At 33.4% G+C, this 26,989-nt stretch carries 14 protein-coding genes and 1 tRNA gene; 4 read left to right on the forward strand and 11 right to left on the reverse strand.

All coding sequences use genetic code 11. The features are described 5' to 3' along the window. Positions 1–762 (forward strand): succinate dehydrogenase/fumarate reductase iron-sulfur subunit, encoded by a 762-nt coding sequence (locus tag EMN46_RS01385; protein WP_154198878.1) that lies wholly within the window; start codon positions 1–3, stop codon positions 760–762. On the opposite strand, the gene EMN46_RS01390 is transcribed toward EMN46_RS01385, so the two are convergent. From EMN46_RS01390 to EMN46_RS01405, 4 genes are all read right to left on the reverse strand, one after another. Beyond that, positions 752–1,216 (reverse strand): septal ring lytic transglycosylase RlpA family protein, encoded by a 465-nt coding sequence (locus EMN46_RS01390; protein ID WP_154198879.1) that lies wholly within the window; start codon positions 1,214–1,216, stop codon positions 752–754. The two genes, EMN46_RS01385 and EMN46_RS01390, sit on opposite strands and share 11 nt — an antisense overlap. Positions 1,217–1,313: 97 nt before the next feature. Beyond that, positions 1,314–2,414: a hypothetical protein gene (locus EMN46_RS01395; RefSeq protein WP_154198880.1), complete on the reverse strand. Its 1,101-nt coding sequence runs from the start codon at positions 2,412–2,414 to the stop codon at positions 1,314–1,316. A gap of 511 nt (positions 2,415–2,925) precedes the next feature. After that, a complete protein-coding gene (locus tag EMN46_RS01400; RefSeq protein WP_368667479.1) occupies positions 2,926–4,383 on the reverse strand; it encodes a glyceraldehyde-3-phosphate dehydrogenase in 1,458 nt (485 codons plus the stop codon). A 643-nt stretch (positions 4,384–5,026) separates the two neighbouring features. After that, complete coding sequence (locus EMN46_RS01405) at positions 5,027–11,308, reverse strand: lamin tail domain-containing protein (protein ID WP_154198882.1); 6,282 nt, start codon at positions 11,306–11,308, stop codon at positions 5,027–5,029. Between the two features lie 212 nt (positions 11,309–11,520). Here EMN46_RS01405 and EMN46_RS01410 point away from each other — a divergent pair, with 212 nt between their 5' ends. Then, positions 11,521–12,513 carry an aspartate-semialdehyde dehydrogenase gene (locus EMN46_RS01410; RefSeq protein ID WP_154198883.1) on the forward strand — a complete coding sequence of 331 codons (993 nt, stop codon included), beginning with the start codon at positions 11,521–11,523 and terminating at the stop codon, positions 12,511–12,513. An 81-nt stretch (positions 12,514–12,594) separates the two neighbouring features. On the opposite strand, the gene hflX is transcribed toward EMN46_RS01410, so the two are convergent. Both hflX and EMN46_RS01420 read right to left on the reverse strand, forming a co-directional pair. Beyond that, entirely contained in the window at positions 12,595–13,827 is a 1,233-nt protein-coding gene (gene hflX / locus EMN46_RS01415; protein ID WP_154198884.1) for a GTPase HflX, read from the reverse strand. Positions 13,828–14,001: 174 nt separating this feature from the next. Beyond that, positions 14,002–14,685, reverse strand: a complete 684-nt coding sequence (locus tag EMN46_RS01420; protein WP_154198885.1) for an energy transducer TonB — start codon at positions 14,683–14,685, stop codon at positions 14,002–14,004. Positions 14,686–15,414: 729 nt separating this feature from the next. Here EMN46_RS01420 and EMN46_RS01425 point away from each other — a divergent pair. After that, positions 15,415–15,488: transfer RNA gene (locus tag EMN46_RS01425), tRNA-Ala, on the forward strand. A 703-nt stretch (positions 15,489–16,191) separates the two neighbouring features. On the opposite strand, the gene fsa is transcribed toward EMN46_RS01425, so the two are convergent. The 5 genes from fsa to EMN46_RS01450 form a co-directional block, all read right to left on the reverse strand. Next, a complete protein-coding gene (gene fsa / locus EMN46_RS01430; RefSeq protein WP_154198886.1) occupies positions 16,192–16,848 on the reverse strand; it encodes a fructose-6-phosphate aldolase in 657 nt (218 codons plus the stop codon). A gap of 438 nt (positions 16,849–17,286) precedes the next feature. Continuing rightward, positions 17,287–18,864, reverse strand: a complete 1,578-nt coding sequence (xylE, locus tag EMN46_RS01435) for a D-xylose transporter XylE (protein ID WP_154199022.1) — start codon at positions 18,862–18,864, stop codon at positions 17,287–17,289. A gap of 88 nt (positions 18,865–18,952) precedes the next feature. Beyond that, positions 18,953–20,278 carry a xylose isomerase gene (xylA, locus tag EMN46_RS01440; RefSeq protein ID WP_154198887.1) on the reverse strand — a complete coding sequence of 442 codons (1,326 nt, stop codon included), beginning with the start codon at positions 20,276–20,278 and terminating at the stop codon, positions 18,953–18,955. A 46-nt stretch (positions 20,279–20,324) separates the two neighbouring features. Continuing rightward, positions 20,325–21,806, reverse strand: a complete 1,482-nt coding sequence (locus EMN46_RS01445; RefSeq protein ID WP_154198888.1) for a xylulokinase — start codon at positions 21,804–21,806, stop codon at positions 20,325–20,327. A gap of 87 nt (positions 21,807–21,893) precedes the next feature. Next, the gene (locus tag EMN46_RS01450; protein ID WP_154198889.1) at positions 21,894–22,889 is read right to left on the reverse strand and encodes a GntR family transcriptional regulator; all 996 of its coding nucleotides are present in this window, start codon (positions 22,887–22,889) and stop codon (positions 21,894–21,896) included. Between the two features lie 117 nt (positions 22,890–23,006). Here EMN46_RS01450 and EMN46_RS01455 point away from each other — a divergent pair, with 117 nt between their 5' ends. Beyond that, complete coding sequence (locus EMN46_RS01455) at positions 23,007–26,939, forward strand: hybrid sensor histidine kinase/response regulator transcription factor (RefSeq protein WP_154198890.1); 3,933 nt, start codon at positions 23,007–23,009, stop codon at positions 26,937–26,939. Positions 26,940–26,989 lie beyond the last annotated feature (50 nt).

Consider the following 26,989-nt stretch of genomic DNA (forward strand, 5'->3'; position numbering starts at 1 on the left):
ATGGCAGATAAAATTTTAAAGGAACTAACGTTAAAGATTTGGCGCCAAAAAGATGCTCAATCTAAAGGGAAATTCGAGTCCTATCAAATCAACAACATTTCTGGTGGAACTTCATTTCTTGAAATGCTCGACATCTTAAATGAAGAGCTAATAAGCAAAGGAACAGAACCTGTCGCTTTTGATCACGATTGTCGTGAAGGTATCTGTGGAATGTGTAGTATGTTCATTGATGGACGTGCTCATGGACCAGATGATGATATTACAACATGTCAATTACACATGCGTAAATTCGAAGATGGAGCAACCATTACTATTGAACCTTGGAGAGCTGGAGCATTTCCAGTAATCAAAGACTTAATGGTAGATCGTACTGCATTCGAAAAAATTCTTCAAGCAGGAGGTTATATTTCAGTAAACACTGGTGGTGTACCTGATGGTAACGCTATTCCAATTTCTCAGGATGATGCTGAAGAAGCAATGGATGCTGCAGCTTGTATTGGTTGTGGTGCTTGTGTTGCAACTTGTAAAAACTCATCGGCAATGTTGTTCGTTTCTGCTAAGGTATCTCACCTTGCAAAACTTCCTCAAGGTCGTGTTGAAGCTACTCGTCGTGCTAAAAGCATGGTAGCTAAAATGGATGAATTAGGTTTTGGTAACTGTACTAATACAGGTGCTTGCCAGGTAGAATGTCCTAAGGGAATTTCTATTGCAAACATTGCTCGTTTGAACCGTGAATTCTTAAGTGCTACTATTAAGGAGTAATTAGATTAAAATCTAGATATGAAGAGCGTTGCCTTAGGGGAACGCTCTTTCTCTTTATAAAAACACCAAAAGGATAAATCATTAATTCTCTCTTTTCAACAATTCTAATTTCCACATTAAAAACCCCCTTATCAAGGTCACCTATAGCTTCTGCTCCCGCTTTAGACAAATCAATAACTCTTCCTTTAACATACGGTCCACGATCATTTATTCTAAGGTATACCGATTTCATATTATCTATATTAGTTACTTGAACCCAAGTATCAAAAGGCAAAGTTCTATGCGCTGCTGTGTAGTCTTCTTGAGAGAAAAACTCGCCATTAGACGTTATTCTCCCATCAAACCAATCAGCATAGAAAGAGGCCTTCCCTTTTATTACAGGTGGTAAGGAATTTTGACCGAACAAACTACTACTCCAAAGAAAAAACAAGACTAATGACACAAGTATCTTCATATTCTAAATATAAGTAAAGCTTTAAAACCTATTACAAATCCTTGAATAAAAAAAGCCTGACTTAAAAGTCAGACTTTGTATTTTGAATTAAATCTTTTTAATCTTCACTATCAACGCTAGAATTAGTATTATATACTTCAAGAGCAACTTTATCAACAATATGTTTTACAAATTTAATATCGTACATTGAAGTAAATATTTCATCCATTAAATCTAGGGTATCATCAGAAATAAAATCAGATAATTGTATAATATCACCATTTGCAAAGGTTATTTTCACATCAATTGCTTTTCTGCAGAATCCATAGTCCCCTTCATCAGAATTTTGATCAAGCTGAACAATTTGTATTAAAGTACCTTCTTCTAATTCACCATTTCGATAAACCCTATAAGTTTCCAATTCTGAGTTTAAAACAATCTTAATATTCCCTAAGGTAATAGCATATTCCAATTCACCTTCATCATCTTCAGAACTGGTCAAATCAACTTCCTCTTTGTATATAATTTCGTCACCTTTTTTTAGACTAAATTCGTAAGAAGCCGTTTTTCCTATTCCAAATTCAGCACTCACGGAATAACCATTAGCAAAAACAAATTCAGATTTATAATCGATAGGCATATCTAGTAAAATAGACCATGCTATATACAGTTCACCTACATATTCAGTATCAACATCAATTTTCGAATCCAATACATAATTAAATCCGACACCTGAATACGAATAATTATAATCAGAAGTTGTAATCACAAAATCATTCTTATACTCAGCATCCTCATTTTCATAAAGTTTAGATGGATGCATTGCTATTTCCTTTGGCAACTGTAAAATAAAATTTTCAGAATCACCAACTTTATTAAACCATTTATGAGAATTTGATTTAATTGATGATTGTTCATCATTCACAGCATGTACATAGTCATAAATGCCTTTAATATCATCAAGAGTAATGCTCATTTCAATTTTTGAGTCATTACTGCTTTTTAGCGTTTCACTATCATCAACAGTGATAATCTTAAAACCTTCCGATTCGGAGATATCAAGAACTGCATCAGATAGAGCATTTGCTTTAACCTCCATTAATTGAACTAAAGTTAGATCCTCTTCTAAATTATTATCTGAACTATCAGAGCAACTCCATAATATTGCTGAGAACAACAATATTATTCCAAAACTAAAAACACTTTTTTTCATATTCATAGGGTAATTTATTACAACCTATAAGTATTATCTTACTACACCCACAGATTAAGGTTAATACTATTTTTCATCGCCATTCCAAAGAAGCGATATGAAACAACAACAAAGTGCATACCAGTATTTAACAATACTTTTGAATTATTGTATCAAACACTCAATAAGAGCTTTAATCCCAAGCATTCGACTCTATAAGTTACAAAAAAAAGATATCTTAACCTCTAAAATTTATAAAATTGTATGTGTAGAATTGGGCATACCGTGTAGAATTATTCCCCAAATTCAAAAACTCAAATATCTTAATAAGCTCTTGAAAATTGTTTTAGAAAATTAAAATTTCAGAAAAACGAGTAAACAAGTCGGATAAAAGAAATTAATAATCAGAAGGTCAGGTTGAAATACAAGGATGTTATAAATAACACAAAAGTTACATTTAAAACTTAAATTCAGGTTACTAAAAAAACCACCTTAACTGTCATTAAGGTGGTTTCCCAATATGGTAAAATCAAATTGATTAATAATTCTGTGCTAATCGTACTTTGGCAATATGTTTAGCAAGACGCATAACTTGTCGTGAATAACCATATTCATTATCATACCAAACATATAATACAATATTATGACCATCGGCTGAAGCTAAAGTTGCTTTACTATCAACAATAGCAGGACTTGATTTACCAATAATATCGCTAGAGACTAATTCGCTTGAATAAGAATATTCTATTTCATCAACTAAATCACCTCTCAAACAAGCTTCTTCGAGCGTTTTATTAATGGTTTCAACATCTACTTTCGTTTTTAATGTTAACATTAAAATAGCTAATGATGCATTAGGCGTTGGTATACGAACAGCATTGGCAGTCAATTTCCCCTTTAAACTAGGAATAACTTTAGCTGCAGCTTTACTTGCACCAGTTTCTGTTAATACCATATTAATAGGAGCAGAACGTCCACGTCTTGTTTTACGGTGAAAATTATCTAATAGATTTTGGTCGTTTGTATAAGAGTGAATGGTTTCTAAATGCCCTTTTTCAATCTCGAAATTATTTTCAATAACATAAAGAGGAGGAACAATAGCATTAGTAGTACACGAAGCAGCAGAGAATATCTTATGCGTATCTACGTCAAACTCATTTTGATTCACACCAAAAACGATATTTGGTATATTACCTTTCCCAGGAGCTGTAAGTAAAACTTTATCGATACCATTGGCTTCGAGGTGCTGAGATAAACCTGCTTCATCTCTCCAAACACCCGTATTATCAATAAGTAATGCATTATCGATACCGTATTTCGTATAATCAATATCAGAAGGTGAATTCGATGCAATCATATGAACTTCTTGTCCATTTATAGAAATGCTCTTTTTATCTAGATTTGCAATAATTACGCTGTCAAAAACACCATGAACAGAATCTGTTTCTAATAAGGAAATCCGTTTCAGAATTTCTAAATCAGAATTTCCTCTAGTAACAATAGCCTTTAACTTTAATTGCTCACCTCTACCAGATTGTCTAATAAGTTCGCGAGCAACAATTCGTCCAATACGCCCAAAGCCATATAAAACAACATCTTTCGAATCGAAGGAGTTGTGATCTTCACCCATAAATGATGCTAGCTGTTCTTGCAAAAACTCAGTAATACTTGTGTAATTATTACGATTATCGCACCATTCTTTAGTCAGTTTTCCAATATCAATTCTTGACCTTACAATATTAAGTTTCAAGATTGCTTTGGCAACTTCAAGAGTATTCTCAATATCAACAGTCGTTCCAATGATATTTTTACCATAATCATGAAAAGATAAGATTTTTGTAGGGCTCTGGTTAACAAGCTTCTTTCTAAATAAAAGCAAGTCAACAGAATTATTAAACCATAAGTGCCCTGCTGTTGAGGCTAATTCATAAGCCAATTTTTCATCCTTAATCCAGTGCTGTAAATTCATTTGATATTTTTTTTTAAAAATATACACAAACTTATAACATAAATATCTTTCTGCAAACGATTGCGAATTAAATTCAATTAGTAAATGAAAATTTATATTTCACTTTAAGGAATCTTAAACTTATCGAAGTAGATACCTAGATAACGCCCCTCACAAATAAAACTCTAAACGGCTGCAAGAGCTAAGAAAACGACTTTTTATTCAATGCTCGATCTCGATAAGCACATAAGAAGATTCTAATATTACAGATCTTATTTTAGATTTATTGGGCAAGTAAGACGAATTAATAAAAGAAGTCCACAAGTTTAGAATCTAAGATTATATTATTATTTCATTAAGGATGATCTTATAGTTGATATTTACATGGACAGTGAGTTCAGCTGAAATTAGTCAAGTATTTATATCTTAAAAAATGGGAAAAGAAGGATGAAAATTTAGCAGTAATTTAAATTGAAAACTGTTACGTTATCCACTCAATAGCCAACATAAGACAGCTTCCTCTTAAATTGGATATATCCAAAAAACATTTATTGCATGATGAATATTAACCTGCCCTTTCAAAACGCACAGAAGTGAGGCCATAGCAAATATCGAAGCCTTACCTTCGGACTAATTAACATGGATTTTATACACGCAAAATTTATTTTTTGAATCAGCTAAAGCTTTTTCTCTATTTAAACTTTCCTCCTAAAACACAAGTCTTTTTGTACACTTTAGTGTCACCATCAGGATTAAATAACTCAAAATAAACAATGTATATTCCAAATGGAGCACGTTCTTTATTAGCTAATAAACCATCCCAAAACAATTCATCTTTGGTTGATAAAGTTAGATTACTGGCTATTCGTTTTATTTCTATCCCTCTACTATTGTAAACTTGAATATTCGCGACATAACCGCTTTTCGCCAAATTAAAATTAATAACCAATCTATCATCAATGCCATCATTATCTGGCGAAAATATTTTTGATTTAAAACCAATCTCATTCACCTCTATTTGATCAATATCATAAGAAGAATTTTGCATTCCAGGCGTCCCAAAATATGAAGTTTGAGATGCAGAAATCCAGTTTGATCTAGAATTCGTTTCTTTTTCAGGATTAATACGTTCTAATGAAACACCCTCGTCAGAAACTAATTGACTAAAATGCATTGATTCATCGTAAGCAAAATCATCTATTTGTTCATCATTACTATTAAGAAGGACAACTCGCCCCTCATCATCACTATAAGATGGCATGTTTTCTATTTCTAAAAATGCCATTTCATCTCTGTCGCTATAATTCATTTTAACATTAGCTGTATCAGTTGTAATTAGCAAATAGGCTCCAGCTTCTAGCAAATACGACTTGTCACTTATCTGATAAGATTGATCTATTTGAAAATTATCATCTCGATTTGCAATAAACAGATCTTTAACATCAATTATTCGATCTGATATATTTAAGAGTTCTACGTAATCGGCACCGTTTGGGTAAGGATTAAAAAGCACTTCATTAATAACTAAATCTCCTTCCCTAGGTAAATCTGCCAATAGAAATTTAAATTCACGATCTACAAATAAGTTTCCCGCTAAATCACTTAATTGATCTGATAAAGTAAACAAATAGTGCGTATTGCTTTCAAAATCCGAAGAGAAAGTTAAACGCAAAGCAAATCGATCATCATCAATCTCGACTATAGAATTCGGATAACCAATACCATTATCGATGCTATAATTTTCTAACAAAAAGACTTGCGATGATTTTAAAGTTTCACTAAAATAAAGAAGAATAGAATTTGGCTGATCGATATCAAAACTCAATAAAATAGGAGCCGTTTCATCCTTATTATCATCGACTACCGAATTAATTTGTCCAGGAGTTCCTCCTTTTGCATCAATAGAAGCTCGCCAATTATCTACTTGCCAAGAATGATTAGTCGCATCAATACGCTCTAAACTCCAGCCACCATCTTTTTTTTCATCATCTCCATACCAATCGGATGAGTAAGTAATCTCATCTATTAGCATTCCCGATGATGATTCAAGAGATATATTTGTTCCGGAGTTCGTTAAGCTAGGAAAACTGCTTACTCCTAAAACATGACCATACGCTTCGTAAAATTCAACTGCTGCATTGGAACAGAGAATTAAATACGCCTTCGATGGAATCTCGAAATCAGAAAGTATTTTCTCAGCATTACCAACCTTCAGTTTGTAATCTTTTATATTAATAGGATAATCACTCGTATTATAAATCTCAATAAATTCATATTCTGGTAATCCTACAACAGGTGATTCATCAGCTAATATTTCATTAATAACGAGATCGTATTCTTTAGTTTCTTCATAATAATCAAATTGAATAGTATCTGTTTTTGAAATGGCTCCGTCCAAATCTTCAATGGAATTAAGTTTCAATTTATAATTTCCTGTTACAAGCGAATTTTCAAATAAAAGAATGAGTTGATTATTTATGTTAGTAGACTTAATCTCTTTTATTTGCAACGGTTCACCACCCAAACTAAGTTCAAAATTGTCCAGTTTAGATGATTCCAAAATATTTAAATTTTCTGAGAAATTTAGAACTAATGAATCTGATGAAAATTCATAATTCCTTAAATAGGGTGACGTATTGTATGTCTCTATTTTAAGATTATCAAACCATAATTCTCCAGCTCGTGATGCAGTTCCAAAATTAAACGCTAATCCCGAATACCAATTTTCAATATCAGTATTCGCTTCTGAGCTTGCAGTTCCAGCATCGAGCCAATGGCTATTATTTCCCAATCTATTATAAGACAATATCCATTCTCCTTGCGAATTATACTCAACTTTAACAGCTACTGTTTCTTCCTTATTCCAATCAAAATCAGACTTTATTAATCGTTCTGTATTCTCATCTTTACTTGCCCATAAACTTAAACAATCATCTGATCCAGATAAATTTATCCCCACAGAATAAAAGTTCTCTGCTAGTTCAGGATTATTAGCATCCATTAATAAGTGGAAAACAAAATTGTTTGATGAAGTTGGATCCCAATCTGAATTATGGAGAATAAACTCCCAAAAAATTGACTCAGAACCTACTTGAATATTATTTAAAGGACAAATAATATAGCTATTCCCTGTAGCATTTGTCAAATTGTGCTTTAAACTAAAGGAACCATTAATAGGTTTATAGGAAGATGCAGTCCATGCATCGGTATGCTCCCATAAACTTAAATCGTTAGATTCGAAATCATCAGAAAATATGATGTTTTTTTCTTGAACAAATAGCTCTTTAGTAAAAAACTCCAAATCGCTACTGGCTGTTAATTTTAAAATCTGTTCACCAGAAAAACTCAAATCATCAATTTCCAACACACCATCTGCTAAATTACCTACAACACCAAATCTTGATAAGACACCACTTTCAGAACTTAGACTAATACTAGATGAATGATCAATATCGATGTTCTGGAATTCATCAACAGCTGCAATCCTAAGCTTAAAATTTTCCGAATCCTCAATTTCCTTTGGATAAGATATAAAACTTAGTCGATCAGCAATGACATCAATTTCATGTATAGGAGACTGTATGCTTTCCAATAATTGATCTATCAATGATGAACCTGTGGAAGATGTTTTCCATTCATGATCCTTCCTTATTTCCACTTGAAATTTAGCATGATCAGGTATCAAACTCTTTTTAAAATAAATTCCTAATTCAAATTCCTTTTGTTCTCCATTCTCTATCTCTATATCTGCAGACGAGAATGAAATATATTCATTTTCTATTTTAGTCGTATTTGCAACAATCTCACCATTACTTTTTAATATAGCTCCAGCCAAATGTTTTTTCCAATCCAAACCTGAACCTATGAGTGTATTATAAAACGTCATGGAACTCACTCGTGTGGGTAAATTATCTTTGCTAGCTTCATCTTTAATTACAAAGTTTAAAACAGCTTCAGCATTTTCAATATCAATAGATAATGGATTTAAAACTTGCTGCAAAAGTGGTGTTTCTGCAGCAATCAAACTCGAATTAGCATCTAAACTCGATATATTATCAGTCAAGATCGACTCTAAGCCATCAACTTCTATAAGCAAAGTGAAATTCTCTGCCTTATCATATCGTAAATCTGTCCATACATATTTCCCATTAATTAGATTGACACTTAAACCCAAGTCAGAAGTCAAATTTCCTGTTCCAGAAGCCAAAGAAACTCGAGCATCTTTTATCGAATTCAGATCTTGATTCCCAAACTTATCAACCAATTTAAGTTCCATACCAAAATCTGTATTTGGAATTAAGTCTTTAGATGGTTTTTCAGTGAAACTCAATTCAGTTCCTTCAACATCAACAACAAAGCTATCACCTTCAAAATCACCTGTAAATTCGGGTAATAATTGAGTTCCATCAAGCTCCCATTGAGAATGACTATTCTCTATAGCTGCTTGAAAAATTTGTCCATCACTACTCTTTTCATCTAGGTATACATATAAGGACAAATCAACGGCTTGACCATCGGGAATATTTGCCAATTCATCATTTTCGGCGAAGTTAATAAGCAAAGAAGATGCACTTGGTATAAAATCAACATCAGCAATTTCATCATTTATTTTCAAACGAAAACCACCAATATTATCTTCCCAGTCCATAGTATTTTTAGTACCAGAAATTAGTCGTATCGATTTCAAAACACTTGAAACTTGATCATCACCACTATCTATAATTTGGAATCGAAAAACTTCCTTAAAATCATCTTCGGAAACAGACAATGATGAAATTTTAAGATTATCGGGCATCCAATTTACAACTTGAGCTGTTGATGAATTGGATGGTAATATGTGAATCGCTTCTGACTCATCACTTTCTAACCCATCTCCCGAAATAACTAGATTAATCGACTCAGAATAATTGTAGGACAGATCATCAAAACTTACAATTCCAGAACTTAAATTTTTAGTCAAGGTTCCAGATAAATCTCCATTCCCTTCGACTAGAGCTAAACTTACTTCTTGATTTGCATTCACATCAAGATTGTTATTTCTATCAGATAAATTAACTGAAACCATAAAATTTGATGCAAATTCCACATCTTCTTCAGGAATCGAAGTAAAATTCAACTGAGTTCCAATCACATCAATTTTAAATTCAGGTCCATTAAAATCGCCAACAAAATTAGGCACAAAACCGCTTCCACTCGTCAACCAACTTGAATGCGAATTTTCTATATTCATTTGTAGAATATCACCATCATTTATCTCTGTTTTTAAATAAACAAAAATTGAGAATGCCTTACTATTCCCATCAGGAACTTCCCTCAACAGTTCACTACTAGGAATCGTAATATCTATAGCCGAGTTACTCAACACATAAGTTGATTCAAGAATATCATCACCAACTTTCACAACTAATCCTGCCATCACATTCTCCCAAACCACATTGTTATTATCTCCAGGTATTAGTCGAATTGAATTCAGAAAAGTAGATTCAGAATCATCCCCTATATCATTTATTGAAAAACGATAAACTTCAACGGCATCTTCTATCGTATTTGAAATTGATGAGATATTTAATGAAGATGGTGTCCAATTGCTGATAGTCAAATCGGTAGATTGTGAACTAATAATTGATATAGGATCCGAAATAGCAGGATCCAAGTCTAGTGCTGATGCTTGTATCGATATATTCTCAGCCATATTATAAGTTAGATCTGCAAAAACAGCCTCTCCATTCAAGAGTGTTTTAGAAAGAACGCCTGATAATATGCCTGTTCCCGTTTGAATACTTAAATCAACAGTCTGGTTGGCATCAATATCAATATCTATATTCCCATTAACATCACTCGCATTTAAAGACACTGAAAAACTGATATTTTTTATCAGACTAGTACTTGGAATAGAAGTAAAATTTAACTGAGTAGCAATTACCGATATTTGATGTTCAGGTGAGTTTATAGTGACACTACCTACCGTATCGAAACCTGATCCAGAAGCATAAGTTGTGATATCAGAAGCTGACAATTCCATCGCAACAATATTACCATCTAAAATTCCCGATGATTTTAAGAAACCTTTTAATTCATATTCCTGAGAACCATTATCTAGTAAACTAAAAACACCCTCGGCAAAATTAAGCGTCACGTCATCAGCACCTATACTTATTGAGCTTGATACTATAAAATTAGTCCCATCATAAATCGAAAAACCGCCAAATTGAGTCAATAAGTCAGCCTGATTTGTAATGGCTATATTCTTAAACTTAATGGACGCAATTTTTGTATCCAAATTATCCGAACTAGCTGATTCTGATAAGGCAAATTTCAATAAAGTTTGTGACGAGCTCTCATCATTAATAACAGAGCTAATAGTTTGACTTGGAATTTGACTCACTGGACTTAAAACTTGCGTGAGAGCATCTTTTGATACAGCGTTTAAGATTCCTTTAACAGAAATGTCATCGATATAAATTTTATCCGACGAATAAGTCGTTTTCATTCGAGCAACAAGCTGTAAAGTATTTCCATTTAAATTATTGATAGTTGCTGTAAAATTTCCCCAGTCAACAGCACTCTCAAAAAATGAAACTTCACTTCCTCCATCTAGTATATAATAAAGCTTTACATACTTATTATCTGCATTAGATCCAGATCCTGTTTCAGCTGTATAAATGGATATATCTAAATTCGAATAATTGGATATATCAATAATTGGACTCATCCAAACAGCTTCTCCGTCACAATCTATAGCTTCAAGTCGATCATCGCCAGTATCAACAACTTTCACATAATCTCCCGTTTCAAAATTACACGCATCTGTATTTAAAGTCCAATCTACTGCAGATAGATTTACAGTTCCACCATCATTCCCTTGCCCAACATCGTCATTAAAATTTTCTGAATAAACAATATCTTGAGCTTGTAAAAAACCTGAACTCAATAAAAAAAGAAATAATACTTTAAAAAATGAAGCGACTTTCATATCTAAAAACTTTATCTTCGTTTATTAAATTGATTATAGTATGGTGTATTGGGATTTTATGTGCCAACACACCTTCTTATTTTCGGATAAGGAGCGAATTAGTATAATCAATTCATTTTATTAAAAAATTGCAATCTTAGATCTTAACCACACAATAACTATATCTAAGTAAGTAATTTACAACTATTAATCAAATAAATAGAATTTTTATTATGAGAATTGCGGTAGTAGGCGCCACAGGTTTAGTGGGACAAAAGATGCTTGAGGTATTAACCGAAAGAAATTTTCCTGTAGATGAATTGTATCCCGTTGCAAGTGAAAAATCAATAGGGAAAAAAATCTTATTTAGAGGTAAAGAATATAAAGTAATTGGCATAAAAGAGGCAATTGAATTAAAACCTCAAATTGCAATCTTCTCGGCAGGAGGAGAAACTTCTTTAAAATGGGCTCCTGAATTTGAAAAAGCAGGAACTTTCGTCGTAGATAACTCTTCGGCATGGAGAATGAACCCTGAAAAAAAACTTATTGTACCCGAAATTAATGCTTCAGAAATTACTTTTAACGATAAGATTATCGCTAACCCTAACTGTTCAACCATTCAAATGGTCGTTGCATTAGCTCCTCTACATAAAAAATATAAGATTAAACGTTTAATCGTCTCAACTTACCAATCGATTAGTGGAACTGGCGTTAAAGCTGTTAAACAGCTTGAAAATGAAAGAGCTGGTATTGATGGAGAAATGGCTTATCCATATCCTATCGATAAAAACTGTTTGCCTCATTGTGATGTGTTCGAAGACAACGCATATACTAAAGAGGAAATGAAATTGATCAACGAAACACGAAAAATTCTTTGTGACGATTCTATCAGAATTACCGCTACTGCTGTACGTGTTCCTGTTGTGGGTGGTCACTCCGAATCGCTTAATATTGAATTCGAAAAGGATTTTGATTTGGACGAATTAAGAGATATAATTGCTAACTCAGAAGGAATTGTTCTTCAAGATGATCCAAAAAATAACATCTATCCGATGTGTCGTTTTGCTCATGAAAAAGACGATGTATTTGTAGGTAGAATTCGCCGTGACTTCTCAAATCCTAATAGTGTGAATATGTGGGTTGTTTCTGATAATCTTCGTAAAGGAGCTGCTACTAATGCAGTACAGATTGCCGAATATTTAGTGAAAAATGGAATCGTTAAGTAACAGATTCCTATACTAATATACAAGAAGCGAGACTCCAAATTAAATTTTGAAGCCTCGCTTTTTTTATCTATTATATTTAATTTAGTTTTCTTTACTAAGATTACTATAATCTTGATATAAGAAATTATTATAGGGAAAACGAGCCGAATGTAAATCACGAATTACATTATATACTTTCTCTTTAAATTCCTCAACATTATCTTTTTCTTTAGCTGATATAAACAAACATGGCGTATCACCTTTAGCCACCCACATTTTTTTCAACTCATCAAGACTATAATTTTCACGTAGCTTAGGCGTTAAATCATCTTCATCTTTTTTCACATAACTAAAGGCATCGATTTTATTAAAAACCAAGAAACGAGGTTTTTCCTTCTTATCGATTTCAGCCATTGTTTCATTTACAATATTGATTTGATCCTCGAAATTTGGATGAGAAATATCAACAACATGAAGAATAACATCTGCCTCACGCACCTCGTCTAATGTCGATTTGAAAGATTCGACCAAGTTATGAGGAAGTTTTCGAATAAAACCAACTGTATCAGCTAACAAGAATGGCACGTTTTGAATCACAACTTTTCTCACCGTTGTATCCAATGTCGCAAAAAGTTTGTTCTCTGCAAACACATCAGACTTACTCAAAAGATTCATCAGTGTAGATTTTCCAACATTGGTATATCCAACTAAAGCAACACGAATCATTTTATCACGATTCTTACGTTGTACCGTTTTTTGCTTGTCAATCTTCTTAAGATCCTCTTTCAACTTCGCAATCTTATCAAGAATAATACGACGGTCAGTTTCTATTTGAGTTTCACCAGGCCCACGCATACCAATACCACCACGCTGACGCTCAAGGTGAGTCCATAGTCGTGTTAGTCTAGGTAATAGATATTGATATTGGGCAAGTTCTACTTGAGTCTTCGCATTTGCAGTTTTGGCACGACTAGCGAAAATATCAAGAATCAAATTTGTTCTATCAAGAATCTTGCATTTTAACTCACGCTCAATATTTCTTAATTGTGATGGAGTTAATTCATCATCAAAAATAACCAAACCTATTTCAGGATTAGCATTAATATATTGTGCAATTTCTTCAAGCTTACCCGTTCCAACAAAAGTTTTTGGATTCGATCGTTGTAGTTTCTGAGTAAAACGTTTCACCGTTTCTGCACCGGCAGTTAAAGCAAGAAAATCTAATTCATCAAGATATTCTTTCACCATAACCTCAGTTATACCTCTAGATTGATCTACAATACCAACTAAAATTGCTTTCTCCGAGTCTATTTTATTATTAAGGAAATCTCCCATGTATTTTTGAATATATGATTTATGTCCTTAGCTCACTAAAAGATAAGAACATTCACTCTTTATAAAGTATTGACAAAAGTAAGCAATATTCATATATAAAGTAATTTAGCTTATAACAAAAAGAGGCTCTGATAAATCAGAGCCTCATATATTGAATACATTATATGTATTAGCTTATTGTAACTGGAAATTGATAGGTACAGTATAGGATACCTTTACAGCTTTACCACGTTGTTTTCCTGGCTTCCACTTTGGCATCTTGTTAATCACACGAAGAGCTTCCTTGTCAAGTGATGGGTCAACACCCCTCATAATCTTAACATTCTCAACTTGTCCGACTTTGTTAACAACAAAACCAACGTAAACACGTCCTGTAATACCATTTTCTTGTGCAATTACAGGGTACTTTACAGATGAGTTAATCCATTTTTGTAATTCAATATCCCCACCTGGAAATTCAGGCATATCTTCTACAATTACAAACACCTGTTGTTCGTCTTCCTCTTCAGCTTCTTCAACGATCTGGATTTCAACTTCTTCATCCATATCAGCTTCAGAATCTTCAATTTCTAGCTCGTCATCAATTTCTTCATCGTTATCCACAATGTTCAAAACATCAGCGACTTTAGGAGCTGGTGGTGGTGGTGGTGGTGGCTTAATAGGCTCTTGACGAGTAATTGGAATAATTTCCTCTTCAGCCTGAACCTCTTGCTCAGCTACCAATACACCAGCCTCACTTGTATCAACTCGCCACTCAAAGGCTAGAAATACAAGGGCAAGAGTAAGAGCCAGACCAATCTCTAGAAAAAGACCTCTCTTATTCTCCAGATCTGCTTTTTGTGACTTCTTAACTTCCATAGTTTTCTTTTTATATTCTAGTAAATTCAGCGCCTAAAAATACAGATTCAAATTGTATTATCAAAATCTAACTTTAGATATGCTTAATTATTCGGGGGTTAAAGATAGAAAAATTCACGTTAAACACGTTTATTCATCCAAATATTACTCTTATTAATATGCAATTAATTTTCAAAAGATAGAAATGAAAGTAATAGAAATACATTTCTCTTTATCTGAATCTAAATGAAAATTATAAATTAATCCCTATTTCTCAATAATAGATAATTCAAAATTAGTTAAAATCAAGTAATACAACAATCAGATTAACAAAAAAATACATCATCAATAACAAAACACAAACGTTATCATAAAATGATAAAACAATCATAATATATAATAAGGGAAAGAAATTTTCTTTTCAAAACCTTTCATATTATTTATAATCAAGATTAATTACAACTCTATCACAAAATAATGGATGATACTTTTATATCATCCATTATTCCACACTTCTAAATTTTTAAGAAAAACGAGTAGAAAATTAACAAAGCCCGAACTCATCCTACCTATACACACTATTTCTCTACTGCAATCAATCGTTTACCTTGGCAAACAATTATGGTTCATCATTAACTTTCCACTCAACTCTTTCTACGTACACTTCTGAAAAAGGTTATACCTTAGCACATTTATTTTATCAAATAACTCATCTCTTATCAAAATTCACATATATTTGTCATCAAATAAGGGGGATTAGCTCAGTTGGCTAGAGCGTTTGACTGGCAGTCAAGAGGTCATCGGTTCGATTCCGATATTCTCCACACACTACATCAGGCAGTTACCGCATTTTAAGGTAACTGCTTTTTTATTTGTTCGCAAACATTTCAAGTTTCAAATTATTGATATTTGTATTACTACAAGTAATATAAATATCAATAATATTCTTTATACTCCTAAATTCAGAGTTCTCTTCTAGCTTATCAGCCTTAGAAATCTCAGTCCTATCATATTTTAATTAAAAGTAACCAGACATTCATAAAAACCAGCCTGATCAATTTGCATAAAAAGATTAAAAAAACTAACATATTGTAAACAGTGAAGTTTTTTGAGTTTTATTATACCTTTTAATATTCCAATCAATTGTTAATGCACTCTCAGATTGCTTTAAACTATATACAACGCTTTTGTTTAAGGTTTCTCTAATGCTATTATGCTACTTGAGTTGATTGTATCCTGCGGTCTTTAAACAACTAAAAAACACGCAATAGAACTGGCTAACCAAAAAATCCTGTAGTATTCTACTAATGTGATTCCAATAACTAGAATAAAAAAAGGATCGGCTTGAGCCAATCCTTTACATTATTTATTATCTTAAACCAATAAGCCCCACTAACTTATCTAATATAAGCGATGGTAAATATCAAATTAACATCGAAAAAGGCTAATAAAACATTTCTTTTTAGCTCTAGCATTAGTTAAAAGATACATTGCAACCTAAACGGTGACAATAAAAAAAATCATTTATTAGCTATTTAATTTGTTATAATCAGCCAAAAACGTTTCCAAACCACTATCGGTTAAAGGATGTTTTAATAATCCGGTAATAGCATTTAATGGACAAGTTGCAACATCTGCACCAGCTTCAATACATTGTAAAATATGCATTGTATGACGAACAGAAGCAGCTAATACTTCAGTTTCAAAACCGTAACGACTGAACATACCTGCAATTTGTTCAATTAAGCCGATTCCATCAGTTCCTATATCATCTAAACGACCAATAAAAGGAGAAACATAAGTTGCACCTGCTTTAGCAGCAAGTAGCGCTTGACCTGCAGAAAAGATAAGTGTGCAATTTGTTCTAATATTTTTACCAGTTAAATACTTTATAGCTTTAATACCTGCTTTGATACATGGTATTTTTACAACAATTTGTGGGTGTAAGGCAGCTAATTCTTCGCCTTCCTTAATCATACCTTCAAAATCGGTTGCAATTACTTCTGCACTAACATCACCATCAACTATTTCGCAGATGTTCACATAATGCTGTTTAATATTATTTACACCTTTAATCCCCTCCTTTGCCATTAAAGATGGATTTGTTGTAACTCCGTCTAAAATACCCAAGTCCTGAGCCTCTTTAATTTGATCAAGATTAGCTGTGTCGATAAAAAATTTCATTTTATTATGTTTTAATTATTATTAAACTATACAAATACACTTTGCATTCATTTAAAGCAGAACATTCTTTATTGACCCTGAAAACAATTCGAAACTTCCTTAAAAAAAAAGAATCCGATCTGCCTCAACCCAACATACAAATGCTTAATGCCTGTTTATTTGAGAACTTCACTCAAGGAGAACAAATAAACACGAAAAAAAATGCCGTTTAATTCTAAAATTTTACAAGATATTTTGACTAAGATCCAAATTGAGAATAACTTATCATCTTAGTATTTCTTCGCAGTAATAAATTATTAAGTGGAATTTCTAACTAATTATCTAATAAAATGAGGATCGATCCGTAACCAATCCTCATTTTTTCCATTATTGTAAATGAATAAAATCAAAGCAGATTAAAAAAATTAATTAATACAATAATGAGAAATTAGATAACTTCTATTTTTTCCATAATTTTTGCATGTCTTCCAAAGTTCTTCCTTTAGTTTCTGGAACAAGTTTCCAAACAAATACAGCAGACAGAATTCCCATCACACCATAAATCCAATAGGTAAAACCATGATTGAACTGAGCTGTTAACCATGAATTATCATTCATCATTGGGAATGTCCAAGATACCACCATGTTTGCCATCCACTGAGCAGCAACTGCTAAAGACATGGCACTACGAATTGAATTCGGGAATATTTCCGAAAGCAATACCCAGGTAACAGGTCCCCATGACATGGCAAAAAAGGCAACGTATCCTAACATCGCAATCAATGCAAATAAACCCATCTGGTTTAAATAAAATGCTGCACCTAATGAGAACATACAGATTCCCATTCCTACACCACCAATAATCATCAATGGTTTACGACCAAATTTGTCTACTGTAAAAATGGCTAGTACAGTAAATATTAAGTTTATGGCTCCAACAATTATGGTTTGGTACAAAGCAACTTCGGTACTACTACCTAAATTTCTGAAAATTTCAGCAGCATAATACAACACAACATTAATACCAACAAATTGCTGAAATACAGACAATAAAACACCTATTACTATAATTAATCCTCCAAATGTTAACCATGGAGCATTATTCTCTTTCAATGACTCCTTAATATCAGCCAATAACTTCGGAGCTTGAACTGTTCCTACAATTTTATTCAATACACCTTCGGCTTCCTTTTCACGCGACTTCATGATAAGATATCGTGGCGATTCAGGAACAAAATATAACATCACTAAAAAGAATACTGCAGGGATTGTTTCGGATGCAAACATGTATCTCCATCCAATTTCATTCAACCAATTAGCATCTCCGTTTAGTGCTATCGAATAATTCACAAAATAGACAACCAACATTCCAAATACGATTGCAAACTGATTACCAGAAACCAATCTTCCACGATATTTTGCAGGTGCAATTTCGGCGATATACATTGGCGAAAGCATAGATGCTATTCCGACTCCAATACCTCCTATAATACGATAAAAGATAAATGCACTAATAGTACTTGCTCCGAAAAAATTCATCATTTCGGGCATTGCTGAACCAATTGCAGAAATAGTAAATAGAAATGCAGCTAAAATCAAGCCTCTTTTTCTTCCTAATTTCTGACTAACAGAACCACATATAGAACCACCAATAATACAACCAATTATAGCACTTGAAATTGTGAAACCATTAATAGAGTTTAAGGTGTTTTCGGTAAGTTCGTTTACGGATACCCAAAATTGAGTATACCAAATTACAACGCCTATTAGAACTACAATTGCACTGTAAATAATTCCCTTTTGTTTTCCATACATGCGAAACATGAAACTAGAAACTAGCAAGGAAACAACAATAAAACAAAGAGAAATAATAAGCTTGTATTCTCCTAAAACTTGTAATGCGAGTACACTATCAGATTCTAATGGAGTTACAAAAAATACTTTTAGAGCTTCAGTTGCTCCACTAATTACGGCAGTATCGTAACCAAACAACAATCCCCCTAGTGTGGCCACTAAAGTGATTCCTATTATAAACATCGTACTCCCTTTTGTTTGGGCTTGAGTCATGGGGTAGAATTAAAAGTAAACTCCCGCAATCTAACAAACGGGAGTTTTTGATAATTTATTAAATATACCAGTTAATTAATTGTTCTAACTTTTCTTGTTTTCCGCTTGTTTGAGCTGGTTCTCCAACTTCTTTAGCAATCTTTCTCAAGTCTTCAAGACTTAAATCACCATTAGCAAATGCTTTTCCGTTTCCAGATGCAAAAGATGAATAACGATCTTTTTTAAGCTGCAATAATGGAGATTCAGTTCTCACTTTATCAGCAATCACCAAAGCACGAGCAAATACATCCATACCACCAATGTGTGCTATAAAGTTATCTTCTAGGTCTGTAGAATTACGTCTTAATTTTGCATCAAAGTTAATTCCACCGTCAGTAAATCCACCATTCTCAAGAATTGGCAACATTGCCTGAACAGTTTCGTAAATACTAGTTGGAAACTCATCAGTATCCCATCCATTTTGGTAATCACCTTTGTTAGCATCGATACTACCTAACATGTTGTTATCAACAGCAGTTTGTAATTCGTGCTCGAAAGTATGACCTGCAAGAGTCGCGTGGTTTACTTCAATATTAACTTTAAAATCATCAGCCAAACCATATTTATTCAAAAATCCCATTACGGTAGCTGTATCGAAATCGTACTGATGTTTCGATGGCTCCATTGGCTTAGGTTCGATAAGGAAAGTTCCTTTAAATCCATTTTTACGACCGTAATCGCGAGCCATAGTTAGGAATTGTGCCATATGATCCAATTCTTGTTTCATGTTGGTATTCAACAAAGACATATAACCTTCACGACCTCCCCAGAATACATAACCTGTACCACCCAAAGCGATAGTAGCATCCAATGCATTTTTCACTTGAGTACCGGCATTAGCAATCACATTAAAATCAGGATTGGTAGAAGCACCGTTCATGTAACGTGGATTGGAGAATACATTTGCAGTACCCCACAATAACTTAACGCCTGAATCTGCTTGCTTTTGCTTTGCATAGTCAACCATAACAGACAATCTCTTTTCAATTTCGAAAACAGAAGCATCTCCTACAACATCAGTATCGTGAAAACAATAAAGAGGCGCACCTAATTTTGTAATAAATTCGAAAGCAGCATCCATTTTCGACTTCGCAGCGCTAATTGGATCAGCTTGATTTCCCCAAGGAAATTGTTTAGTACCTGGTCCGAATGGATCTCCACCATCTCCACAGAAAGTATGCCAGTAAGCCACTGCAAAACGCAAATGATCTTTCATGGTTTTGCCTGCAACAACACGATTCTCATCGTACCATTTGTAAGCTAATGGATTTTTTGATTCTGGTCCTTCGTAAGCAATCTTACCGATTCCAGGAAAATACTCTTTGTCCCCTTTTACAATAGTCATGATGTTCTTTATTATTAAGTTACTAATTGTATATTATCTATCTTCTTTATAAATTCTTCTGTAATTCCTTATTCCAACGAGCATATGCGACCAACATTTCTTCTCGAATGCTCTGATCAGGCTTGATGGTAGTTATTTTTTCCAGTCCAGCAAATGCTTCTTCTAATGAAGAATAAACTCCTGCTCCATATCCTGCTCCGCGAGCCGCTCCTAAAGATCCATCGGTATCGTACAACTCAATGGTTGCTCCAGATACTGTCGATAAGGTTTCTCTAAACAATGGACTCAGAAACATATTAGCATGTCCGGCACGAATTACATTGGTTTTCACACCAATTTCCTTCATTACTTCCATTCCGTAAAAAAATGAAAATGCGATTCCTTCTTGTGCCGCTCTATAAATATGAGCATCGGTATGGCGATTCAGGTTCAAATTCAAAATTTGAGCTCCTATTTCGCGATTCTTTAAAACTCGCTCTGCTCCGTTTCCGAATGGTAAAATTGTAATTCCATCAGATCCTACAGGAATTTCCATTGCCTTTTCGTTCATTTCGGCATAGCTAAGTCCTTTTGCGACATTATGGTTCAACCATGAATTCATAATTCCGGTGCCATTAATGCAAAGCAATATCCCTAATCGATTATTTTCTTTGGTATGATTCACGTGAGCAAAGGAATTCACTCTTGAATATGGATCAAATTTAATCTCATCACTGAGCCCGTAAACAACTCCTGAAGTACCTGCTGTAGTAGCGACTTCTCCTGGTTTCAACACATTTAAAGACAATGCATTGTTTGGCTGATCTCCTGCACGGTATGAAACTACAGCACTGCTCGAGAATCCTAATTCATCTGCAATTTCAGGAAGCACCTGTCCTTGGTTCGAAAAAGTATCAACTATTTCAGGAAGCATTTCTTTTGAAATACCATATGTATTCAGAATATCTTCTGATATTGAATTCGTTTTAAAATCCCAGAAAATACCTTCCGACAATCCAGAGACTGTAGTACAAGTTTTTCCTGTTAATTGCATAGCAACAAAATCACCAGGCAACATTATCTTATAAATCTTTGCGAAAGTTTCAGGCTCATTCTCTTTAACCCAAGCCAATTTACTGGCTGTGAAATTTCCTGGCGAATTCAACAAATGCGACAAACATTTATCTTTTCCAATACTCTCAAAAGCTTTATCTCCTATTTCAACAGCTCTACTGTCGCACCAGATAATTGAAGAACGAACTGGCTTTAAATCTTTATCAACACAAACCAAACCATGCATCTGATAGGAAATACCAATGGCTTTCACCATTTCTTTATCCACATTGGCGGTTTGCATCACACTTTTAATGGCTTGCCTTAAATTACTCCACCACATTTCAGGATCTTGCTCTGCCCAACCTATTTCGTGCGCAGTTATCTGCATTTCCTTTTTTGGGAAAAAATCGGTAGCCAAACATTTGCTACTCTCGGCATCTAATAACGATGCTTTTACTGATGAACTCCCTAAATCTAATCCTAATAAATACATTTATAAGCTTTTTGTCCGTTCTGCTCTGTTCTGTTCTGATGCAAATATATAAATGTTTTTGAAAAGAACAAAGATTCTTTCAAAAAACTAAAGTGATTTTCTTAAAATAAGCTGAGTTGGAACACAAAAAGAAGCTCTTTTTGAGTTGTTTACGAAATTAGCAACCTTTTTACCCATCAGATTAAAATCTGTCGATATAACCGTTATGCCTTTATCTATATACTTTTTCATTGGTGTCTCATTATAAGAAACAAGTCCTACATCTACACCAAACTCCAAGTTTTGTTCTCTTGCTTTATCCAAGATCTTAGCCATTGCTCGATCGCTCACCGAAAAATAGGCAGAACCCTTCTTAACCTCAATAGATTCCGTATCGGTATAAATGGAATGTTTTATCTTATTTTGCTTACAAAAGCGAAGGAAAAATTCTACCGTTTCGTATGGATGAAAAGTGTAATCTGGATAAATCATACAAAACTCCTTGTATTTTTTAATCTCCTTTAAACCAGACTGAAGAGAAGTATAAACTGATTCACCAAAATCCTGATAAACCTGTGAATGCTGATCATTCACATTAATATTCCAGTCAATAATTAATACCTTTTTAGGATCAATTTGTTTCAATATTTCAGCAACTTCAGGATGATCAAAATTCATGATCACATATTTACTATACTTTCCTACACTCTCTTGTATTTGATTCTTAAAAACATCAATATTATAATGATGAAAATGTAAGTCTACTGCAACATTATCAGGCAAACTTTTTCTAAAACTATCGTATAGAACTTCTTTGTAAGCCTTAAATGTATCGAGAAACAAAAAAACTCTGGTAATCTCTCCTGCTACAAAATAGCCCTTGTTTGGGACAGATTCTATTACATTTCTCTTTTTAAGTTCGGCATAAGCTTTAAACACAGTATCTCTCGACAACGAACACTCCCTACACATCTCATTCACTGACGGTAACACATCTCCAGGCTGGAATGTTTTTTGACTGATTGCATCCTGAAATGCTTGAATTAATTGCTGGAATTTAGGTGTTGGAGAATTACTATCTGGTGTAAATTGGAAAGCCTTCATAAGTGATATTTAATACAAGTGTCCTGTTCTGTTATGCTCAAAAGTATAAATAATAGTTAAAATTACAGTATTTTTCTCTTTATTTGTAAGATTAAAGGAAACCACATAAGCCAAGTGATGACAAATAAGAATATAAAAACCTTACTTATATATATATTCTTGATTACAGGAATAAGCTCGGTAGATGCTCAACAGTTTAGGCACCTAAATGTAGAACAAGGATTAAGTAGTCGCCAAACAGTTAGCATTATACAAGACAAAAAGGAATTCATTTGGATATCGACTAAAACAGGCGTGGACCGTTTCGATGGTAAAAAAATAAAAAACTACACACTCCCTTCCACTCCTCGAGGTAATGCTCCAGAAAACTTTTATCTAAAATTAGATAGAGATTCTTTACTTTGGGCCTATAGCGACGTTGGACAAATTTACCGTTTCAGTTACCAAAATGACCAATTCGAAGTATTTTTCAATTTTCACCGCAATCAGTTTCATTCTTCACTATGGATTATCACAGCTTGTTTTGACACCAATAATACATTATGGTTGGGTACAGATAATGGCCTTTACTATATTCAAAACAAGCAATTAAAACAATTCTCAAGCTATCCATTAAAACAAACTTTCATTACTTCGGTAATTTCAATCGATAAAGACAGAATGCTATTTTCTTCTTTCGATAAGATCTACCTCTATAAATCAAAACAGCAAGATCTAAAAGAATTAGAAATCAATTTAGGTGATAATCAAAGAATAAACACCTTATACTACAACCCAAAAACAAGCACAATTTGGATTGGCACCTTTTCGGAAGGTGTCTATTGCTACAATTTGAAAGATAAATCGCTAATCGATTTAAAAGCCATTAATGCTGATTTTCCAACTGTTCCCATTCGTAAATTTGAGTTGTTTAACGACAACGAAATGCTGGTTGGTTCCGATGGAATGGGCGTATGGATTATTGATCAAAGCAATTACAAAGTGAAAAAAGTTTTTCAGGAAGATGAAGACATTAAGTTCTCTTTAAACGGCAATGGCGTTTACGATATATATAAAGACAAGCAGGATCGTATTTGGATTGGCACTTACACTGGAGGCGTAAACATACTAGACCCTTCCTCTCTTAATTTTAAGATTATAAACCATCAAACAAACATCGATCAATCACTTGGCAATAGTATTGTAAATAGTGTAATAGAAGACAAAAAAGGAAATTTATGGTTCGGGACAAACAATGGTGTAAGCGTTTTAGAAAAACGGAATCAACATTGGCGACACTTTTATAAGAGTTCGAGTAACGAAACCAACGTATTCCTTGACTTATGTGAAGATAGCGATGGAAATATTTGGGCTGGTTCCTATTCAAAAGGAGCTTATGTGTTCAGTCCCGATTTTAAACTAATCCATCATTACCAGAACAATCCTTCAGACCAAAAATCAATTGGAACGAATTACATCTTCGTAATAACTTTAGATTCCGATAAAAACCTTTGGATTGGAGGACGAGATGGAAGCCTTTGTCAATTCAATTTCAAATCGAAATCTTTCTTACGATACAACGAACTAAACATCAATTCAATTCAAGAAATCGATAAAAATCAATTGTGTATTGGTGGTATTCCAGGGGTTTACCTGTTCGATAAAACTACAGGCCTGCTACATTTAATCTCCCGAAGATATTTCACCTATTGCGTCTATCCAGATCATAAAGAATCAATTTATTATGGAACTCGAGGATCTGGATTTTTCTGTTACAACACCACAACAAAGGAAACCAAAGCTTATACTATTGAAAATGGTCTTCCCTCAAACCATATTTATGCCATTGTTCCTGATGACGAATTCTTGTGGCTGAGTACCGAAAATGGAATTTCCCGATTTAATACTATAGATAATAGTTTTCAAAACTTCTCTATCGAGGATGGAATTTCAGATAAAACATTTACACAATCTGCCTTTTTTAAAAGCAAATCTGGCGATATTTTATTTGGATCTTATCATGGAGTAACTAAGTTTAATCCGGCAGATATTCAGCCTAAAAATAAAAAGGCAACTATTTATTTGGAGGAATTTGGCTTGTTCAATAAAGTAGTTTATCCAAACCAAAAAGGATCTCCTCTTCTAAAATCAATTAACAACACAAAAAAGATAGAACTCAAACACTTTCAACATTCCTTTTCTATAGCTTATACTTCCATCAGTTTTTTTAATTCTGATGAAATAAAATACACTTGGAAATTGGATGGTTTGGATGAAAACTGGAGTAAGCCTTCTTTCGCGAAATCAATCAATTATACGAACTTATCTTCTGGTGATTATACGCTCCATTTAAAAGCTTTGGATTATTCTACGGATACTATTTTAGATAATAGAAATATTGAAATCACCGTTCTTCCGCCTTTTTACAATACTATTTGGGCTAAATTAATCTACATTCTTTTAGCAATAAGCCTTATTAGATGGGTGTTTGTTTACTTACAAATTAAAATAAAGAAAAAAAATTCAGAAGAAAAAATTAATTTCTTCACCAATACAGCTCACGATATTCGAACACCGCTAACCCTTGTTAGTGCTCCTCTTAACGAGTTAAAAAGAGAAGATGGATTGTCTGAAAAAGGAAAATATTACTTGAACTTGTCGGTAAATAATCTCGACAAACTAAATGCCTTGGTTTGTCAGTTGCTCGATTTTCAAAAATCAGACTTGGATAAAAGCCAATTGGTTGTCAGCAAGGTTGAAATGGTTGATTTAATTCAACGAAAAGTATTGAACTTTAAAACTTTAGCCGAACGCAAAAGTATTGTTCTTGATTTCTCGTCCAATGTCAAAGAATTAGAAGAATATATCGATATGGCTAAAATGGATAAAGTAATTGAAAACTTATTTTCCAATGCCATAAAATATACCCCAAATAATGGAACGGTACATGTTTCGCTTCTCGCAGATAAAAAAACATGGTCGATAGTAGTGAAAGATTCCGGCATTGGGATTTCGAAAAAAGCACAAGAAAATTTATTTAAACAATTTTACCGTGGCGAAAATGCAATTAATTCTAAGGTACCAGGAAGTGGAATTGGATTGTTGCTCGTGAAAAACTATGTAGCTCTTCACAAGGGGAAAATTCAATTCGAAAGTGAAGAAGACAAAGGTTCTGAATTTAAAATTGTATTGAAACATGGGAAAGCTCAATTTGGGAAAGAAGTTACTTTCATAGAATCTAAAGCCCATAAAGAAATAAAAGTTGAGCACATGGATATTAATTCTGATTCGGTTCAAAAAATAGATTCTGCGCCACAAAAACTATCGAAAATTCTAATCGCTGAAGACAACGACGAACTAAGAAATTATCTATTTACCAGTTTAAGTGAATACTATAATGTTTCGATCGCCGAAAATGGAAAAGTTGCTTTAGATGATATCACAAAAGTGAAACCTGAAATTCTTATTTCTGATGTAAAAATGCCTGAAATGGACGGAATTACATTGAGTAATAAAGTGAGGAAAAATTTTGAAACTTCACATATCCCAATCATCCTACTATCGGCTTTAAACGAAAAAGAAGACATAATGAAAGGCTTGCAAGCCGGCGTAGATGATTATATCACCAAACCTTTTGATATCACGATTCTGCGAACCAAAATCGACAATCTGATTCGCAATCGGATGCGTGCAAAAGAACGCTTTCTAAATACAGTGGAGCCAATTACAAAAGATACAACCTACGCCAACGCGCAAGACAAAGTCTTTATTGAAAAGGCGGTTGAATTGGTCGAAAACCAAATGGACAATCCAAAATTTGCGGTTAACAATTTTGCTCAAGAGATGGGTGTAAGCAAGAGTTTACTTTACGAAAAGCTAAAAGCTTTAATTGGTCAAACACCGAACGATTTTGTAAAAGTAATTCGCTTAAAACACGCAGTAACATTACTACAAAAAGGGAAATACAGCATTAACGAAGTAGCTACTTTATCTGGATTTGACGACCCCAAATATTTTAGTACTTGTTTTAAGAAGTTGTATGGGAAAACACCTAGTAAATATTTCGATTAACAGTGAGCAGTTATCAGTAATAAATAATACAATACATATTACGGTGCGCT

This window comes from Ancylomarina sp. 16SWW S1-10-2 (genome assembly GCF_009669305.1).
In the GTDB taxonomy this organism is placed as follows: Bacteria; Bacteroidota; Bacteroidia; order Bacteroidales; family Marinifilaceae; genus Ancylomarina.

Excerpts from the sequence above, each read along its gene's own strand:
- EMN46_RS01385 (WP_154198878.1), top strand. The coding sequence starts at position 1 with ATGGCAGATAAAATTTTAAAGGAACTAACGTTAAAGATTTGGCGCCAA.
- EMN46_RS01390 (WP_154198879.1), bottom strand. The coding sequence starts at position 1,216 with ATGAAGATACTTGTGTCATTAGTCTTGTTTTTTCTTTGGAGTAGTAGT.
- EMN46_RS01395 (WP_154198880.1), bottom strand. The coding sequence starts at position 2,414 with ATGAATATGAAAAAAAGTGTTTTTAGTTTTGGAATAATATTGTTGTTC.
- EMN46_RS01405 (WP_154198882.1), bottom strand. The coding sequence starts at position 11,308 with ATGAAAGTCGCTTCATTTTTTAAAGTATTATTTCTTTTTTTATTGAGT.
- EMN46_RS01410 (WP_154198883.1), top strand. The coding sequence starts at position 11,521 with ATGAGAATTGCGGTAGTAGGCGCCACAGGTTTAGTGGGACAAAAGATG.
- hflX (WP_154198884.1), bottom strand. The coding sequence starts at position 13,827 with ATGGGAGATTTCCTTAATAATAAAATAGACTCGGAGAAAGCAATTTTA.
- EMN46_RS01420 (WP_154198885.1), bottom strand. The coding sequence starts at position 14,685 with ATGGAAGTTAAGAAGTCACAAAAAGCAGATCTGGAGAATAAGAGAGGT.
- fsa (WP_154198886.1), bottom strand. The coding sequence starts at position 16,848 with ATGAAATTTTTTATCGACACAGCTAATCTTGATCAAATTAAAGAGGCT.
- xylE (WP_154199022.1), bottom strand. The coding sequence starts at position 18,864 with ATGTTTATAATAGGAATCACTTTAGTGGCCACACTAGGGGGATTGTTG.
- xylA (WP_154198887.1), bottom strand. The coding sequence starts at position 20,278 with ATGACTATTGTAAAAGGGGACAAAGAGTATTTTCCTGGAATCGGTAAG.
- EMN46_RS01445 (WP_154198888.1), bottom strand. The coding sequence starts at position 21,806 with ATGTATTTATTAGGATTAGATTTAGGGAGTTCATCAGTAAAAGCATCG.
- EMN46_RS01450 (WP_154198889.1), bottom strand. The coding sequence starts at position 22,889 with ATGAAGGCTTTCCAATTTACACCAGATAGTAATTCTCCAACACCTAAA.
- EMN46_RS01455 (WP_154198890.1), top strand. The coding sequence starts at position 23,007 with ATGACAAATAAGAATATAAAAACCTTACTTATATATATATTCTTGATT.